The 15279-nt window shown below is 51.9% G+C and carries 14 protein-coding genes; 10 read left to right on the forward strand and 4 right to left on the reverse strand.

The features are described from left to right. The first annotated feature begins 89 nt into the window (after window positions 1-89). The 6 genes from SPV1_RS13130 (at window position 90) to phoU (ending at window position 5813) form a co-directional block, all read left to right on the forward strand. A complete protein-coding gene (locus SPV1_RS13130; protein WP_009851715.1) occupies window positions 90-1178 on the forward strand; it encodes a hypothetical protein in 1089 nt (362 codons plus the stop codon). Window positions 1179-1261: 83 nt separating this feature from the next. Then, window positions 1262-2302 carry a phosphate ABC transporter substrate-binding protein PstS gene (pstS, locus tag SPV1_RS13135; RefSeq protein WP_009851716.1) on the forward strand — a complete coding sequence of 347 codons (1041 nt, stop codon included), beginning with the start codon at window positions 1262-1264 and terminating at the stop codon, window positions 2300-2302. Between the two features lie 230 nt (window positions 2303-2532). Next, window positions 2533-3468, forward strand: a complete 936-nt coding sequence (gene pstC / locus SPV1_RS13140) for a phosphate ABC transporter permease subunit PstC (protein WP_009851717.1) — start codon at window positions 2533-2535, stop codon at window positions 3466-3468. A gap of 1 nt (window position 3469) precedes the next feature. Next, a complete protein-coding gene (gene pstA, locus SPV1_RS13145) occupies window positions 3470-4321 on the forward strand; it encodes a phosphate ABC transporter permease PstA (protein ID WP_050754746.1) in 852 nt (283 codons plus the stop codon). Beyond that, entirely contained in the window at window positions 4318-5091 is a 774-nt protein-coding gene (pstB, locus tag SPV1_RS13150) for a phosphate ABC transporter ATP-binding protein PstB (protein WP_009851719.1), read from the forward strand. The genes pstA and pstB overlap by 4 nt, the downstream gene beginning before the upstream one ends. 11 nt (window positions 5092-5102) lie before the next feature. Further along, the gene (phoU, locus tag SPV1_RS13155) at window positions 5103-5813 is read left to right on the forward strand and encodes a phosphate signaling complex protein PhoU (RefSeq protein ID WP_009851720.1); all 711 of its coding nucleotides are present in this window, start codon (window positions 5103-5105) and stop codon (window positions 5811-5813) included. A gap of 114 nt (window positions 5814-5927) precedes the next feature. Here the strand turns inward: phoU and ppk2 are convergent, their stop codons facing one another. Further along, window positions 5928-6968, reverse strand: coding sequence for a polyphosphate kinase 2 (gene ppk2 / locus SPV1_RS13160; RefSeq protein WP_009851721.1), 1041 nt, complete (start codon window positions 6966-6968; stop codon window positions 5928-5930). A 9-nt stretch (window positions 6969-6977) separates the two neighbouring features. Here ppk2 and SPV1_RS13165 point away from each other — a divergent pair, with 9 nt between their 5' ends. Beyond that, window positions 6978-8534 carry a Ppx/GppA phosphatase family protein gene (locus SPV1_RS13165; protein WP_009851722.1) on the forward strand — a complete coding sequence of 519 codons (1557 nt, stop codon included), beginning with the start codon at window positions 6978-6980 and terminating at the stop codon, window positions 8532-8534. Window positions 8535-8691: 157 nt separating this feature from the next. After that, window positions 8692-10494, forward strand: a complete 1803-nt coding sequence (locus tag SPV1_RS13170; protein ID WP_009851723.1) for a hybrid sensor histidine kinase/response regulator — start codon at window positions 8692-8694, stop codon at window positions 10492-10494. Window positions 10495-10546: 52 nt separating this feature from the next. Here SPV1_RS13170 and SPV1_RS13175 read toward each other — a convergent pair whose 3' ends face one another. The 3 genes from SPV1_RS13175 to ppk1 form a co-directional block, all read right to left on the reverse strand. Next, window positions 10547-11548 (reverse strand): GGDEF domain-containing protein, encoded by a 1002-nt coding sequence (locus SPV1_RS13175; protein WP_009851724.1) that lies wholly within the window; start codon window positions 11546-11548, stop codon window positions 10547-10549. Next, window positions 11536-12198 (reverse strand): hypothetical protein, encoded by a 663-nt coding sequence (locus SPV1_RS13180; RefSeq protein ID WP_040881884.1) that lies wholly within the window; start codon window positions 12196-12198, stop codon window positions 11536-11538. Before SPV1_RS13180 ends, SPV1_RS13175 begins: the two co-directional genes overlap by 13 nt. Window positions 12199-12304: 106 nt before the next feature. After that, on the reverse strand, window positions 12305-14389 hold the full coding sequence (ppk1, locus tag SPV1_RS13185; RefSeq protein ID WP_009851726.1) for a polyphosphate kinase 1: 2085 nt from the start codon (window positions 14387-14389) through the stop codon (window positions 12305-12307). A gap of 177 nt (window positions 14390-14566) precedes the next feature. Between ppk1 and SPV1_RS13190 the strand changes: the two genes are divergently transcribed. Together SPV1_RS13190 and SPV1_RS13195 are read left to right on the forward strand one after the other, a co-directional pair. Further along, on the forward strand, window positions 14567-15025 hold the full coding sequence (locus SPV1_RS13190; RefSeq protein WP_009851727.1) for a hypothetical protein: 459 nt from the start codon (window positions 14567-14569) through the stop codon (window positions 15023-15025). A 46-nt stretch (window positions 15026-15071) separates the two neighbouring features. Beyond that, a complete protein-coding gene (locus tag SPV1_RS13195; RefSeq protein WP_009851728.1) occupies window positions 15072-15266 on the forward strand; it encodes a hypothetical protein in 195 nt (64 codons plus the stop codon). Window positions 15267-15279: the final 13 nt, after the last annotated feature.

The raw sequence follows: 15279 nt of genomic DNA on the forward strand, positions 1-15279 counted from the left end.
CTGCATGTCACAGCAATGACACAAACACCGGTTAACGTCCGCCGCGACCCGAAAGGGACCCTCTTAGCAACACAAAAAAGGAGATACAATTGAAAGCAATTATCAAATCTATTGCTGCGATCGCCATGTTCGCATTCACTGCTCCGGCATTTGCCGGTGGCGTGAGCGTTTATGACAACGGTGAAAGCAAGCTCAAGCTCAGCGGCAAGGTCTTTGTCGACGTTACCAATTCAAAATCCGACACAACTACTGCCGGTGTAACATCAACAACAAAAACTCAGGGTTTCAATCTGGGCCGTGCCTATCTGACGGGTAAATACTACTTCAACAGTGACTGGATGATGCGCATCACTACCGACGTAGCTACTGAAACAGCTGCCGGCCTCGGTAAAACCACCAACGTGTACCTGAAGTACGCTTACCTTGAAGGCAAGCTGTACGGCAAGGCACTGGAAATGCGTTTGGGTGTATCACACAACCCATGGATCGATTACGAGCAGGGCCTGTGGAAACATCGCTACTTCAGCAAAGTATCTTCTGATGAGTTCAAATATGATGATTCCGCTGATATCGGCATCGGCTTCAAGGGCAAGCTGGCTGACGGCCTGATCGGTTACTGGGTAACTGCAGTGAACGGCGGCGGCTACGGCAATCTGACCAAGAGCAACGGCATCGATTACAAGTCACGTGTCAGCATCTATCCGATCGAAGGCCTGACCATCGATCTGGGCTACAACACAGGCTACCGCGGCAAGAAGACCTTTGTAGCCAACGTTGCTACCAACCCGCTGAAGCAGTCCATGTATCAGATCATGGTCACCTACGGTACGCATGACTTCCGCATCGGTGCTAACTATATCTCGAACAAGGACAAGGCCAGCAAGAACATTGATGCAAAAACAGCTGCATTGTGGGGCTGGGCGAACGTAGGTAACGGTTTCGGTGTTGTCGGTCGCTATGAGCAGGAGAAGAGCAATACACTGGTTGCCGGCGCAATCCCTGCCGGTCAGGCCAAGCAGAAGCGCACCCGCTTCCTCGCTGGCGTTAGCTACGATCCGACCAAGCATGTAACCTTCACTCTGGGTTATATTCAGGACAAGACCACTGCACTGGCTCACGTTGTTGGCGATATTGCCAAGACTACCCAGATCGGTGTCTGGTCACAGTACACCTACTAAGTACAATGAAAGGCCGGGGCCTGTTGTCCCGGCCTGATTATTTTACCCACTTTTCACCCTCAATTTAATACAAGGAGATAAGCATGAAAAAGATGATTATTGCAGCTTTGGCTACATTCGCTTTCGGCTTTGCCGTACAGGCACACGCCGCAGCCACCATCAATGGTGCTGGCGCAACCTTCCCTTACCCGGTCTATGGTAAGTGGGCACATGCCTACAACAAGGAAACCGGCGTTCGTCTGAACTATCAGGCCATCGGTTCCGGCGGCGGCATCAAGCAGATCAAGGCTAAAACCGTTGACTTCGGTGCATCCGATGCACCACTCAAACCTGAAGCACTGGATGCAGCAGGTCTGATGCAGTACCCAATGATCATGGGCGGCGTCGTGCCGGTTGTGAACATCAAGGGTATCGGCGCTAACCAGCTGGTTCTCTCCGGCGACGTGCTGGCAGACATCTACCTGAACAAGATCACCAAGTGGAACGACAAGCGCATCAAAAAGCTGAACCCGAGCGTTAACCTGCCGGATGATGCGATCGCTGTTGTCCACCGTGCAGACGGTTCCGGCACTACCTGGATCTTCACCAACTACCTGACCAAGGTCAGCGCTGACTGGGCCAAGGATATCGGCAACAACAAGGCTGTATCATGGCCTACCGGTCTGGGCGGCAAGGGCAACCAGGGCGTAGCTGCATTCGTCAGCAAGGTTCCAGGCTCCATCGGCTATGTTGAATATGCCTATGCGCTGCAGAACCACATGTCATCTGTTCGCCTCGTCAACCACGAAGGCAACGCTGTTGCTCCAACTGCCGAGAACTTTCAGGCTGCCGCTGCCGGCGCTGACTGGGCTCATGCCAAGGGTTACTACATGGTGCTGACCGACCAGCCAGGTGCTAAATCCTGGCCGATCACCGGCGCTTCATTCATCCTGATGTACAAGAGCCAGGCTAATGCAGCCACCGCCAAAGAAGTACTGAAGTTCTTTGACTGGAGCTACAAGAATGGTTCAAAGATGGCCATGGAGCTGGACTACGTACCGATGCCGAAAAAGGTTATCGATATGGTCGAGAAGACATGGTCTGCCGAGATCCGTACTGCCAACGGCGGTGCAATCTGGAAGTAAAAAGCATCTTTATAGCTGACATACAGCTGTAAGGCTCGCTCATGATCAGGACGGGGCCAGGTTTACCTGGCCCCGTTTTTCAATCCGCACGATGCATATCCGCCAGGCTTTATATAACGAGTCAATGGGGCATCTGTATGTATCGTCCGGCTTGAAAAAAACCATTGGGTTTGACTTTATGCGTCATCATTTAGAGACTGTCACAGTATAAGAAGAGAGGGGATCATTCCATGTCAACTGCAAGTTCCGGCAGACCCGGATTCACAGCCGATCAACTGTTTCGACTGCTGACTGCCGCATTTGCCACCTTCATTGCCATTCTGTTCATTGTCATGCTGGGCGTCCTCTGGCACGAGTCACAACCGGCGATTGATAAGTTCGGCTTCTCCTTTCTGACCAGCAGCGACTGGAACCCGGTAAGCAATGAATATGGCGCTCTGATTGCCATTATCGGCACCCTGCTGACCACGCTCGTTGCCATGCTGGTTGCCTTGCCGGTTAGCCTCGGTATCGCCCTGTTTCTGGCTGAGATCTCTCCATACTGGCTGCGCAAGCCCGTAGGCACGGCTATTGAACTGCTTGCTGCAATTCCCAGCATTGTTTACGGCATGTGGGGGCTATTCGTTATTGTTCCGATTATGGCTGACACGGTTCAACCCTGGCTGTACGATCACTTCAGTTTCATGCCGCTGTTTTCAACGCCGCCGATCGGCATCGGCATACTCACAGCCGGCCTTGTACTGGCACTGATGATCATTCCTTTTATCGCTTCGATCACCCGTGATGTGTTTCTCATGTGTCCCCAGAACCTGAAAGAGTCTGCCTACGGACTTGGAGCCACCAACTGGGAAGTCGTAAAGGATGTAATGATTCCGTATGGTATCAAGGGCATCGTCGGCGCCATCTTCCTCGGCCTGGGCCGGGCGCTGGGCGAAACCATGGCTGTGACCTTTGTTATCGGCAACGCCTACCACCTATCCTGGTCGCTGCTGGCACCGGGCAACTCGATCGCTTCCACGCTGGCCAACGAATTTACCGAAGCCGATGGCAAACTCTATACCTCAGCACTGATCGAACTCGGCCTGGTACTGTTCCTCATCACCTTTATTGTACTGAGCATTGCCGAATTCTGGCTGCATTCGACCAACAAAAAGCGGGGTGCCTGATATGCTCAATTCACGCACCTTTCGCAGGCAATTCATCAACCGCTTTGTACTGATCATCTCTACGCTCGCCGCACTACTGGGCATTGTCATGCTGGTGTGGATTCTGGGCGACGTAGTACTGCGCGGCTTCGGTGTTATAAACTGGAACTTCTTTACCGAACTACCCGTCCCGCCCGGCGAAGAGGGGGGAGGACTGGCCAATGCCATTATCGGCACGCTGGTAATGACAATCGTGGCAGCCCTGATGGCGGTTCCTGTTGGCGTAATGGCAGGCACCTATCTGTCCGAATTCGGCAAGCATAACCTGTTCGGTCGTCTGGTACGTTCGCTCTCGGATATTCTGGTCTCCGCTCCGTCCATTGTTGTCGGCGTCTTTGTCTACCTGATTATGGTCAAAACCATGGGCCATTTCTCCGGCTGGGCCGGCTCCGTCTCACTGGCCATCCTGATGCTACCGGTCGTGATTCGCACCACCGAAGAGATGCTACGGCTTGTGCCCGGTGAAATGCGGGAATCGGCTCTCGCACTGGGCGCACCTTACTGGAACATGATGATGAATATCGTTTTTCGCGCCGCGAAAAACGGCATGGCGACCGGTATCATGCTGGCAGTCGCCCGTGTTGCCGGAGAAACTGCCCCGCTGCTATTTACCGCCATGAACAGTCCATACTGGATGCAAAGCATGAACGAGCCAATGGCTAACCTGACAGTGACCCTGTTCAATTATGCCATGAGTCCCTATAATGACTGGCAGGAACTGGCCTGGGGCGCAGCTTTTCTGATTACCGTTTCCGTGCTTTGCGTGAACATTATTACACGCCTGATACTTTCTTCTGGCAGGAGCAAGCCTTGACCAAAACTAACAAGCCCGACGTCAAGATTGCCGTACGCAATCTGAACTTCTTCTACGACAACAAGCAGGCCCTGTTTGACAACACGCTGGATATCGTCGCCAACAAGGTAACAGCATTCATCGGTCCGTCCGGCTGCGGAAAGTCCACCCATATCCGTTGCTACAATCGCATGTTCAGCCTCTACAAAGGCCATCGCGGCGAAGGCGAAATTCTGTTTGACGGTGAGAATATTCTCGACCCGAAAGTGCCGGAGCTGCAGTTGCGCCACCGGGTCGGCATGATTTTCCAGAAGCCAACCCCCTTTCCGATGACGGTTTATGATAATATCGCCTACGGCCTGAGGCTGCATGGAAACTACCCGCAAAGTGAACTCGATGACCGGGTGGAGAAGGCTCTACGTGACGGCGCGTTGTGGGATGAGGTCAAGGACTCCCTGCGCAAGCCCGGAACCGCCCTCTCCGGCGGCCAGCAACAGCGACTCTGCATCGCCCGCGCTATCGCCGTGCAACCGGAAGTCATTCTGATGGATGAGCCCTGCTCCGCACTGGACCCGATCGCCACGGCTAAAATCGAGGAACTGATTGATGAGCTGAAGAAGAAGTTCACCATCGTGATCGTCACACACAGCATGCAACAGGCGGCACGCGTATCCGATTACACCGCCTACTTCTATCTCGGAAAACTGATAGAGTACGATGATACACAGGTTATTTTTACTTCGCCGCAGAATCAGAAAACTGAAGATTATATCACCGGCCGATTCGGTTGAAGGGGAAACGCATGAGTGAACATACGATCAAACGATATGAGGACGAATTAAACGAACTCAAAGAGACGGTTCTATCCATGGGCTCCCTGGTGGAGAAAGCTGTTCGCCGTTCGATGAAATCACTGATTGAGCAGGATGCCAAGCGTGCACGCAAAGTCATTGAGCGTGACCGGGCGATCAACTCGCTGGAAATTGAGGTTGATGAGATGACCCGCAACCTGCTTGCTCTGCGCCAGCCGGCCGCAGGCGACCTGCGCTTCATTATCACAACCATCAAAATCGTGACCGACCTTGAGAGGTCCGGAGACCTGGCCGAAGCCATTGCCGAAGCCATGCTTCAAACCGAGGATCATCCGTTAACGCATACCGATTCGCTGCATAACTTGGCTGACAAGGCCATTCTCCAACTTCAACAGGCTCTGGACTGTTTTGCGCATGGGGATGCGGATCTGGCCATGGCAATTATTGAATCGGATAAAAAAGTAAACACCCTGTTCAAGAGCCTGCAACGCGAGAACCTGACCTATATGATGGAAGATCATCGCCAGATTACTTCAGGCTTGCTGGCTTACTCCATTGGCAAGAATCTTGAGCGCATCGGCGATCATGCCGTCAATATTGCTGAAATGGTGGTCTATATGGTGAGGGGACAGGATGTCCGCCATTCCAGTTACAAAAAAGCTGCCGCCCTCGTTGCTGAAGACGAACAGACAAAGGCTTAAAAACTCAAGACAGTAAAAAAGCAGCGCGCCCTGATGCGGCTATGCCGCAGAAACAGTGACTTTTTCAGCGCCGGGTAAGCAGTCGCGTCCCCTCTGATCAGGGCGGGAGAAATATCAGCTTTTTTTCTTTTTCTTGTGCAACTTATCTTTCTGCATCAGCTCAATTTCACGCGCACCTGAAACAACGATCTCATCATCCGGCACGTAATCAAGTTCCTGATTGATTGCTTCATAATCCACCGCATTAAGGATCACCTTGAGCGCATTCAGGCGAGCCAGATGCTTGTTGGCCGAACGAATAACCGTCCACGGCGCCGCCGCAGTGTGGGTATTCCTTAGCATCTCATACTTTACCTTGTCAAAGTCATCCCAGCGCTCCTGCGCCTGCACATCCACTTCGGAGAGTTTCCACTGGCGTAGCGGATCGTGCTTGCGGCGGTTGAAACGTTTCTTCTGCACCTCTTTGGTGACGCTAAAATAGAGTTTTACCAGTATTGTACCCTGACGCACCAGATCCTTCTCGAAACCAATCACGCCCCGCATAAAGTTGTTATACTCCTGTTCGGTGCAGAAACCGAATACAGGCTCCACCATCGCCCTGTTGTACCAGCTGCGATCAAAGATCGCGATTTCGCCACCTCTCGGAAACTGCGATACATATTTCTGAAAAAACCACTGGCTGCGCTGCTCTTCGGTCGGTTTACCCATGGCAATAACCCGGTAGTGCTTCTCATTCATATAGCGCGTGACGCTGCGAATGGTTCCGCCCTTGCCTGCTGCATCGCGCCCTTCAAACAAAATGATCATGCGGCGACCGGTATCTTCAAGGTATTGCTGCAGATGAATCAGCTCGGCCTGGAACGGCTTGAGCTCCTGCTCCTGCAGGTATTTAGTCAATACCGAGCGGATTTTCTCATCGTCCAGATGATGTTCGGCCGCCAGAGCATCAAAACAGCGCGCAGCAGGCGCCACTGACTCCTGCAGATTTTCAGGCGGGGCCCCTGCTTCAGTAACAGACGTATGCATATCACCCTCCTTCTTCTCACTCATAACACCTGCGATCAGAGAGGATAGATGATACACCGCCGGATCTGTATTTAAAAGGTCACCGGATAGCGTCGAAATAAGATAGCGGTTTTCAAATCCAGACGGCATGATAACGGCATGGAAGTCATTTCATACATTGCTGATGATGCCGTTCTCGATCCCGGCGCACTGGTTGCCGCCATTGATGTGGGCTCCAATGCGATTCGACTTGGCGTAGCTACTCGCGATGCAGACGGAGTGCCGACCATGCTTCAGCGTTACAGGGAGCCGGTACGACTGGGGCACGATGCATTCACCAGCGGCATTCTGAGCCAGCAGACCATGGACAGTGCGGTCGAGGCATTCCTCCAGTTCCGACGCATCCTGGATCAACATAAAATCACCGTATATCGGGCTGCAGCTACCAGCGCCTTGCGCGACTCCGTAAATGGTCAGCAACTGATCGACCGAATCCAGCAGGAGACCGGCATTGAGCTCAAACTGATCTCCGGTGAAGAAGAAGCGCGATTGATTCATTACTCCATTGCCCGCCGCGTGGACCTGAGCAACAAATTCACCCTGCTGATCGATATGGGAGGCGGCAGTGTAGAGGTCACGCTCTGCGATAACGGCGAGGTTGTCGCTTCTCAAAGCTTCAAGATCGGCACGGTACGGCTGCTGGAAATGATGGGACAAACCGGTGACTTTAACACCCTGTTATCAGAGTATCTTGACGGGACACGAAAAAAACTGAGTGAACAGATCGGCAAACGCAAGGCAGACCTGTGCGTCGCCACCGGCGGTAATGCCTCTGCCATCGGCGAAATAGCTGTACAAATCCTGGGCACGGACTCGTCGACAAGCATCAAACGCAAAGAATTAAAAAAGCTGATCACAAAGCTTTCCAGCCTCAGCTTTGAGGAGCGCATTCGCGATCTCGGCTTAAGGCCGGATCGTGCCGATGTCATACTGCCTGCAGCCATGGTATTTCACGAAATCATGTCACTGGCCGGCGCGAAGAGTATGCATATGCCGGATGCCAGCCTGCTCGACGGCATCATCCTGGAAATGGTGGACGGCGAAGAGCTCACCTTCCTCTCACAGCGTCGAAACCTGCTGGCATGGACGCGCACACTGAAAAAGAAATACCACGTTGACCAGAAGTACGGCGTTCAGGTCTCAAAGCTGGCTCTCTCCCTGTTTGACCAGCTGACATCAATTCACAAGCTGGGAAACCGGGAGCGGCTGCTGCTGGAGATTGCAGCGCTGGTACATGAGATCGGCATGTATGTGCGCGTCGGTGGCTACCACCACCACGCTGCCTACCTGATTTCGGTATCGCCCCTGCTCGGTTTGAGCAAGCATGAAAAACAGGTATTGTCTCAAATTGTACGCTACCAGCGCAAGGCTGCACCATCTGACACCCATGCAGATTTCGCCGCGCTGCAAGCTGCTGATCAGAAGAAAGTCTGGCAGTTAAGCGCATTGCTGCGTCTGGGTATTGCCCTGAACAGGGAGCGTCGCGACCGGGTGAGCAGCGTCCGTGTTCAACTTGATCATAAACAGATCGAACTACACCTTGCCGGTGACGGCGATATGCTGCTGGAGCAATGGGCTGTATTGCAGGTTGCCGACTATATAGAGCAGGCATTCGGAGAAAAACTGCATATCGATATTACTACTGCATCACAATAGCCAAGCAGAAAATAGCGGATCAGTCGGCATTTCAGGTCAGCCCGTGTAACACCACTGCAAAGCAAGTACCGGTGAGCTGCAGCCGTAGATAGTCTCAACATAATGGCAAACAACGAGATGTCATAAATGTGTCACTTGCATTTAATATCATGTTGCCATGAAAAAAGTTTTGGCGGATCACATACAATATTCACTGCTATTGATCGCCATAGTAAGTGTCTCTGAATACCTCGTCATAGAACTGCTCAGTCATACACAGATCGTTCATACACTCTCCCGGGAGACCAGAGCAGTAGCCGACTCGCTGCTGCTGATTCTTATTGCTGCCGGCCCAATCTACTTTTTCATCATCAAACCGGTCATCGTCATGACCACCATGTACCAACATCGACTGCAGTATCTGACCGATGCCGTCGAAGATGCCGGCGATGCAATTATCATCATGGACACAAGTGGAAATATTACCTATGTAAACAAAGCCTTTGAGACCATTTCAGGGTACGCTTCAGAGGAGGTGAACGGCCATCATTTCCGTCTGTTGAAATCAGAACAGCACAGCCACAACTTTTATCAGGTGATGATCAGATCAGTCGTAAACACGGGCAGTTGGAAAGGTGATATCTATAGCAAGCACAAGAGTGGCGAGGAGCTCCCCCGGCACCTGCATATTAAGTCTATGTTTGACAGTCAGGGCAAGCTTGCCTCATACATCGCCAACCTCAGCGACATTTCCGAGTCCAAACAGCAGGAGAAGTTGCTCCGCCAGGCAATGAAGATGGAAACAGTCGGAACACTCGTTGGCGGCGTTTCTCATAATTTTAATAATTTGTTAGCCGGAATTTCAGGGAAGTTGTATCTGGCGAAGAAACACACCACACATCCGAAAGCACTTGTCCACCTGCAAGACATCGAAACCCTGTCGAACGATGCCGCGAAAATTGTCAGCCAACTGCTCACTTTTTCACATGCAAGTCCTCAGAAAAAACAGAACATGAATATCGTACAGGTGCTAAAAGATGCTATAAAAACAGCACAGTTAGGTATGAGAGAGGACATTGTGCTGACCACCGATTTCACCAGCGAAGCACTGACGACCTATTGTGACCCGGTGGAGATTCAACAGGTGCTTATCAATCTGATGAATAATGCCCGTGATGCATTGGGTTCGGCAAACCGGAAAATCATGGTTACCGTGAAAAAAAAGGAGCGCCAAGACTGCCCGTCCATGGCTTCATGTCAGACATGCACGCCGGAAGTCGTATATATTGCTGTTGAGGATACAGGCTCAGGGATCGCTGAAACAGATATCACACATGTTTTTGACCCTTTCTTCACTACCAAAAAAGTCGGCAACGGCACAGGCCTTGGCCTCTCTTCGGCCAAGGGCATCGTTGAAATGCATGGCGGCGTAATCCGTGTCAACAGCACTCTCGGAGTCGGAACCAAGTTTGAAATATGTATCCCTCTCATATCCGGACAAGCATTTGAAACGGAGCATACACAGCAGATCATTGCCGCTGACACAAAAAAGACGCTGCTGGTTATTGATGACTCAGACATCGTACGGGCAACGTTGTCCCAGCTGCTCCAGAGCCTGGGCTACACAGTACTGTTGGCAAAGAATGGCAGAAGGGGCGTGAAAAAATTCTATGAGTATTCGGATCAGATAGCCCTGGTCATCTCGGATATTGTCATGCCTGTACTGGACGGTCCGTCCGCAGTTACATTGATGCGTGAGATCAGACCGGAGATTCCGGCCATTTTCCTGACAGGCTACACGAACGACAACGTACTTGATGACACATATGATAATCACCTGACGGTTATAATGGAAAAGCCATTCTCCATCGTCACCTTAAGCCAAACGGTACACAATCTGCTGCATCCTGATGAGTCAGGAGAAGAGACAACCGGCTATGCTACGGAAAAAAAGCAGCTGGATCTGGCTATCGGTTACTGATGATATTTCTGAGGTTGGCTGGAAAGAAAAGAGCCGATAAGAACAGAATGAATCAATAGTGGCGCTGGTTCACCACGATGCTGTTACCCGGCACCAGCTTGGCCTTGTGTTTGACTTCACTGGCAACCTCGGCCAGTTCAATGTGCGACCGAAACACGCCGGGATCACATGGCACGGCTGCAACAGACAAGCTCATCAATTGAAAGCACATGCGCTCACCCTGCCTGTTTTCACCCACCAGATAGCCCTGCTCCCTGTCAGAGGCATCATAAAGCAGTGCGGATTCCCGCTGAAAATGATCCAGCAACCGCTCTGCACGACTACGCCATTGTTCAGGCTCAAACAGTATGACAAAATCATCGCCACCGACATGACCGGTGAAATCATCAGGACCAGTACAATCCCGGAGCAGCTCGGCTACCAGTTGAATCACCCGGTCACCGCGTTCGTAACCGTAATGATCATTGAACACCTTGAAAAAATCGAGATCAATATAGGCCAGTACAAACAACCCGCCACCCTGCAACCGGCGGTCGATTTCCATGTTGATACTATTATTGCCGGGCAGATGGGTCAGCGGATTACAATCAAACGCCTGCTCAATCCGGCTTTGGGTAATAGATCTCAGTACGCTGATCACCGATAACATACCACTGTAAACGCCATCACTGGTTATGATTGCAGGATCAAAGGCACAATATGCCTCGCGATCGGTCATAGTATGACTGATCTTCTCAATGCCGACACGAATATCCAGTACGATGGCGCTCTCCTCCATCAGGAAATCCACCTGCTTGCGTCGATACAATTCATGCGAAAATTTATGGCCGAATACCGACAGTATTTTCCGGCGTGTAACCAGACCGAGCGGCCTCATTTCGGCATCCACCACAGGCAGCGCCATCAGGTTTTCATCTCTGCGGAAGCGCTCCAGCACCGCCGTAGCCATCGCGCCGCCATTTACCGGCTCCGCATACTGCAGAGCCGCCGCCGCAAGCACTTCATCCGGCTCTGTCTCTACAGCACGTATCTGCGCATTGCTCACATCGAACATGAACCACTCACCATCGTATCGAAGTTATCAGCAATAACCGGAGGTGCAAGCTCTCCTGTCATGCGAGGCAAGGATGCCAGCAAACCCGCAATATTTCTTGCCGGCAACAGAGCGCGATCGGATGCATATAATGCAAGACATTGCGGCTTTAACAGACAGATCAGAGCCAGCTGTATGTAACCCTCACTTAACAGTCGGGCTCCCACCTGGATACCTGCTTCACGCAACGTGGCGACACCTTGCATCACAACCTGTCTGTCGACAGCGTCGCCCGGCTCCTCCGTCAATACAATCACCAATCGCTGCACAGGCAACATACTGCGATCGACAGCAGCCAGCAGATCATCCAGCGCAAGAGCGATAAAATCGCAGAGTGACAGGTCAATATAGAGATATCCCGGTAGCTGTTGCACGGCAAAATCGCGTATGGCGTTGAGGATAAAGAGCGTTTTTTGTCGGCCTTCGGCAACAGAATCAGGCAAACATCCGGGCATGCATACAGACTGCACGCGTACGCCATCCATGGTTCGACCGGTCAGCGTATAAACGGGAGAGTGGCTCAATCGCATACCGGCAAGCATGGCAATCATCTGCCCTGCTGAACTGACTCCCCCCCACTCATGCTGATATTGCTCTGCCGTCGTCTGCATATCACACACTCCATCTGTTTCGCAGATTGACGATTTCAATTTCATCACTCTGTCGAAACATGAGCGGAGTCTGGACTCTGTTCATGTCAATATGATGACAGGCAACTTAGCCCTGATAATGCCCCATCATTTTCATCAACTCCTGCTGGGCATTACGTTGCCTGGCCAGTGAATGAACGCGGTGGTAGCTGCCATCCTTGCGCAGGATCCATGCGCCGGTGTTATCCGCTAGGAAGGGGCGCAGACCAAGATTCAGCACCTCCCGCGCAAGTTTTTTATCGCGCACAGGGAAACAGGTCTCCACGCGGCGAAGCAGATTGCGTCCCATCCAGTCAGCACTGGCACAGAGCACTTCAGGTTCACCGCCATTATAAAAATAGAACACGCGTGAGTGCTCGAGGAACCGTCCCAACACCGAACGCACACGAATATTTTCGGAGACGCCCTTGATACCCGGACGCAAGCAGCAGATACCACGGACAATCAGATCTATCTTCACACCGGCCTGCGATGCCCGGTATAACGCCTGAATGATTTCCGGCTCTTCAAGACCGTTCATTTTGGCGATAATACGTCCCTTGCCATCGGCGGCAGCATTAGCCGCCTCCAGTCCGATGCGCTCAATCAGCCCCGAATGTAGCGAGAATGGCGCCTGCAACATGGTTTTCAACTTGGAAACTCGCCCCAGGCCGGTCAGCTGCTGGAATACGCGATGCACATCCTCTCCCAGATCCGGATCGCAACTGAGCACGCCGAAATCAGTATAAAATCGCGTAGTAATGGTGTGATAGTTCCCCGTCCCCAGATGCACATAGCGACGCATCTTCCGCCCCTCGCGACGGACAATCAGCATCATCTTGCAGTGCGTCTTGTAGCCCACCACACCATATACGACCTGCACGCCGGCAGCAGAGAGTCGATCTGCCAGAGCAATATTATCCTCTTCATTGAATCGCGCTCTTAATTCAATGACTGCCACAACCTCTTTGTTGGCCCGTGCCGCTTTGACCAGCGCATCAACAATCGGAGATTCGGGCACAACCCTGTACAGGGTCTGTTTAATCGCCAGTACATCAGGGTCGGCTGCCGCCTGTTTGAGCATCTCAACCACCGGCGAAAAGTTGTGATAGGGGTGATATAGCAACACATCCCCATCCCGAATGGTCTGAAACAGATTCATATCCTCCACCTGCAGACGCGCCGGCAATCCCTGTTCGAACGAAGGGAATTTCAGATCCGGTCGCTTCACATCATCATAGACCAGCGCCATACGGTACAGGTTGACCGGCCCTTCAACCTGATACAGGTCAACATCCTGCAAGCCAAACTGCTGCAGCAAAAAGTCGGACAGCTCAGCCGGACATCTGTTGGACACCTCCAGTCGCACACCCTGACTGAAGCGCCGTTCAAGTAACTCACCGGCAATCGCTTTTTTCAGATCAGCCAGATCTTCATCCACATCCAGCTCACTGTTGCGGGTGATGCGGAACTGGTGGCAGAACTTCGTTTTCATGCCCGGAAACAGTTCACCCACATGTGCATGAATAATCGACGAGAGAAACACATAACAGTTCTCCGATGTCGCCACCTCTTCCGGCAATCGAATCACCCGGGGCAATGATCTTGGAGCCTGCACAATGGCATAATTGGACTCGCGTCCGAATGCATCCTTGCCCTCCAGGGCCACCATAAAATTGAGGATTTTATTTAACAGGCGCGGGAAAGGATGTGCCGGATCAAGACCGATCGGTGTCAGCACAGGCAGCAACTCGCGCATGAAAAAACGGCGGATCCAATCCTGCTGTGCTTCGTTCCATTCTGAGCGATGAAGGAAACTGATACCCTCTTCACGCATAGCCGGCAACAGCTCGTCATTGAGCAGGCTGTATTGATCGCTGACCAACTTACTGACCTGCTCCCGGATCTGTTTCAGTGTTTCACTGGCTGTCAAACCATCCGCGCCAACATGCATGGAGCCAACAACCAGACGCTGCTTCTGGATAGCAACGCGGACCTCAAAAAACTCATCCATATTGGATGTGCAAATGCACAGGAAGCGCAATCGCTCCAACAACGGAATATCCGGATCACATGCCATCTCAAACACGCGCCGGTTAAAGGCCAGCATGCTCAGGTCTCTGTTCAGATATAATTCCGGACTATCCAGCGATAGCGATGTAGCCTGTTTCAATCGATCACCTCATGAGGGGGGGTATTTATGGCCGACAAGCATAGGTTAACAAATATGTGAATATTGTCAGATTTGCATGACACCGGTGTGTCATGCATTGACATCGAACTGTAACAGATATGACATCATGCTGACATCTTCACTTTTTATCCTTGCAGGCAAAGGAGGCCTGCAAACATGTCAACCGCAATCTATAGACAAAAATTTGCCACCATTATCGCCGAGGATACCCCGGCCATCGAGCAGCTTATAGCCTGGCTGCAATGTCGCGATTACTACTGTCGGCGCATAGATGCGTCTGACATCATGAGTCAACCCTCACTCTACCACAGCAGCCTGATACTGACCGATATTTCCCCCTCAAACGCCGACAACCTGAACATCCTGCAGTACATCTCATGCTTCAGCCCCCAGGCAGCACTCGTGCCTCTTTGTATGGGCGGAAACACGCCCGCCATGCGCCGGGCACGGGAGATCGGTGTTGCCGGATTCCTCTACATCAACCATGCAAACGGCATGATTGATTTCCATCGCGGATTTGCCAAATCAATGGACCTGCAGGAGCAGTACCGGCACCAGTTTTCGGGTGGGCGACTACCTCAGCCATCACAGACTTTTTCCATGTCATCCTGCTGACATGATAAGTTGATTAAATCCATCCCATCTTTACAAGGAGCAGTCCATGAAAAAACAGTACGAAAAAATCCAATACGATGAACTGGCGGACAGCTCTCTGTTCTCTATATCCGATATAGCCGGAATGATGCTGATGCCTTACATGCCGGATGAGCGTGACAATGAGCCGGCTTGCGGAACAAAACAGTCCGAAACCCGAAATACTACCGCCGATATCACAACCGCCCCTCTCGCACATTGACCTGTAACAGGGT

The sequence above is a fragment of the Mariprofundus ferrooxydans PV-1 genome (assembly GCF_000153765.1).
Classification (GTDB): Bacteria; Pseudomonadota; Zetaproteobacteria; order Mariprofundales; family Mariprofundaceae; genus Mariprofundus; species Mariprofundus ferrooxydans.

Coding starts and splice junctions, on each gene's coding strand:
- pstC (WP_009851717.1), top strand. CDS start 2,533: ATGTCAACTGCAAGTTCCGGCAGACCCGGATTCACAGCCGATCAACTG.
- SPV1_RS13190 (WP_009851727.1), top strand. CDS start 14,567: ATGTCAACCGCAATCTATAGACAAAAATTTGCCACCATTATCGCCGAG.
- SPV1_RS13175 (WP_009851724.1), bottom strand. CDS start 11,548: ATGTTCGATGTGAGCAATGCGCAGATACGTGCTGTAGAGACAGAGCCG.
- SPV1_RS13165 (WP_009851722.1), top strand. CDS start 6,978: ATGGAAGTCATTTCATACATTGCTGATGATGCCGTTCTCGATCCCGGC.
- pstA (WP_050754746.1), top strand. CDS start 3,470: ATGCTCAATTCACGCACCTTTCGCAGGCAATTCATCAACCGCTTTGTA.
- pstS (WP_009851716.1), top strand. CDS start 1,262: ATGAAAAAGATGATTATTGCAGCTTTGGCTACATTCGCTTTCGGCTTT.
- SPV1_RS13195 (WP_009851728.1), top strand. CDS start 15,072: ATGAAAAAACAGTACGAAAAAATCCAATACGATGAACTGGCGGACAGC.
- SPV1_RS13180 (WP_040881884.1), bottom strand. CDS start 12,198: ATGCAGACGACGGCAGAGCAATATCAGCATGAGTGGGGGGGAGTCAGT.
- ppk2 (WP_009851721.1), bottom strand. CDS start 6,968: ATGCCGTCTGGATTTGAAAACCGCTATCTTATTTCGACGCTATCCGGT.
- phoU (WP_009851720.1), top strand. CDS start 5,103: ATGAGTGAACATACGATCAAACGATATGAGGACGAATTAAACGAACTC.
- SPV1_RS13170 (WP_009851723.1), top strand. CDS start 8,692: ATGAAAAAAGTTTTGGCGGATCACATACAATATTCACTGCTATTGATC.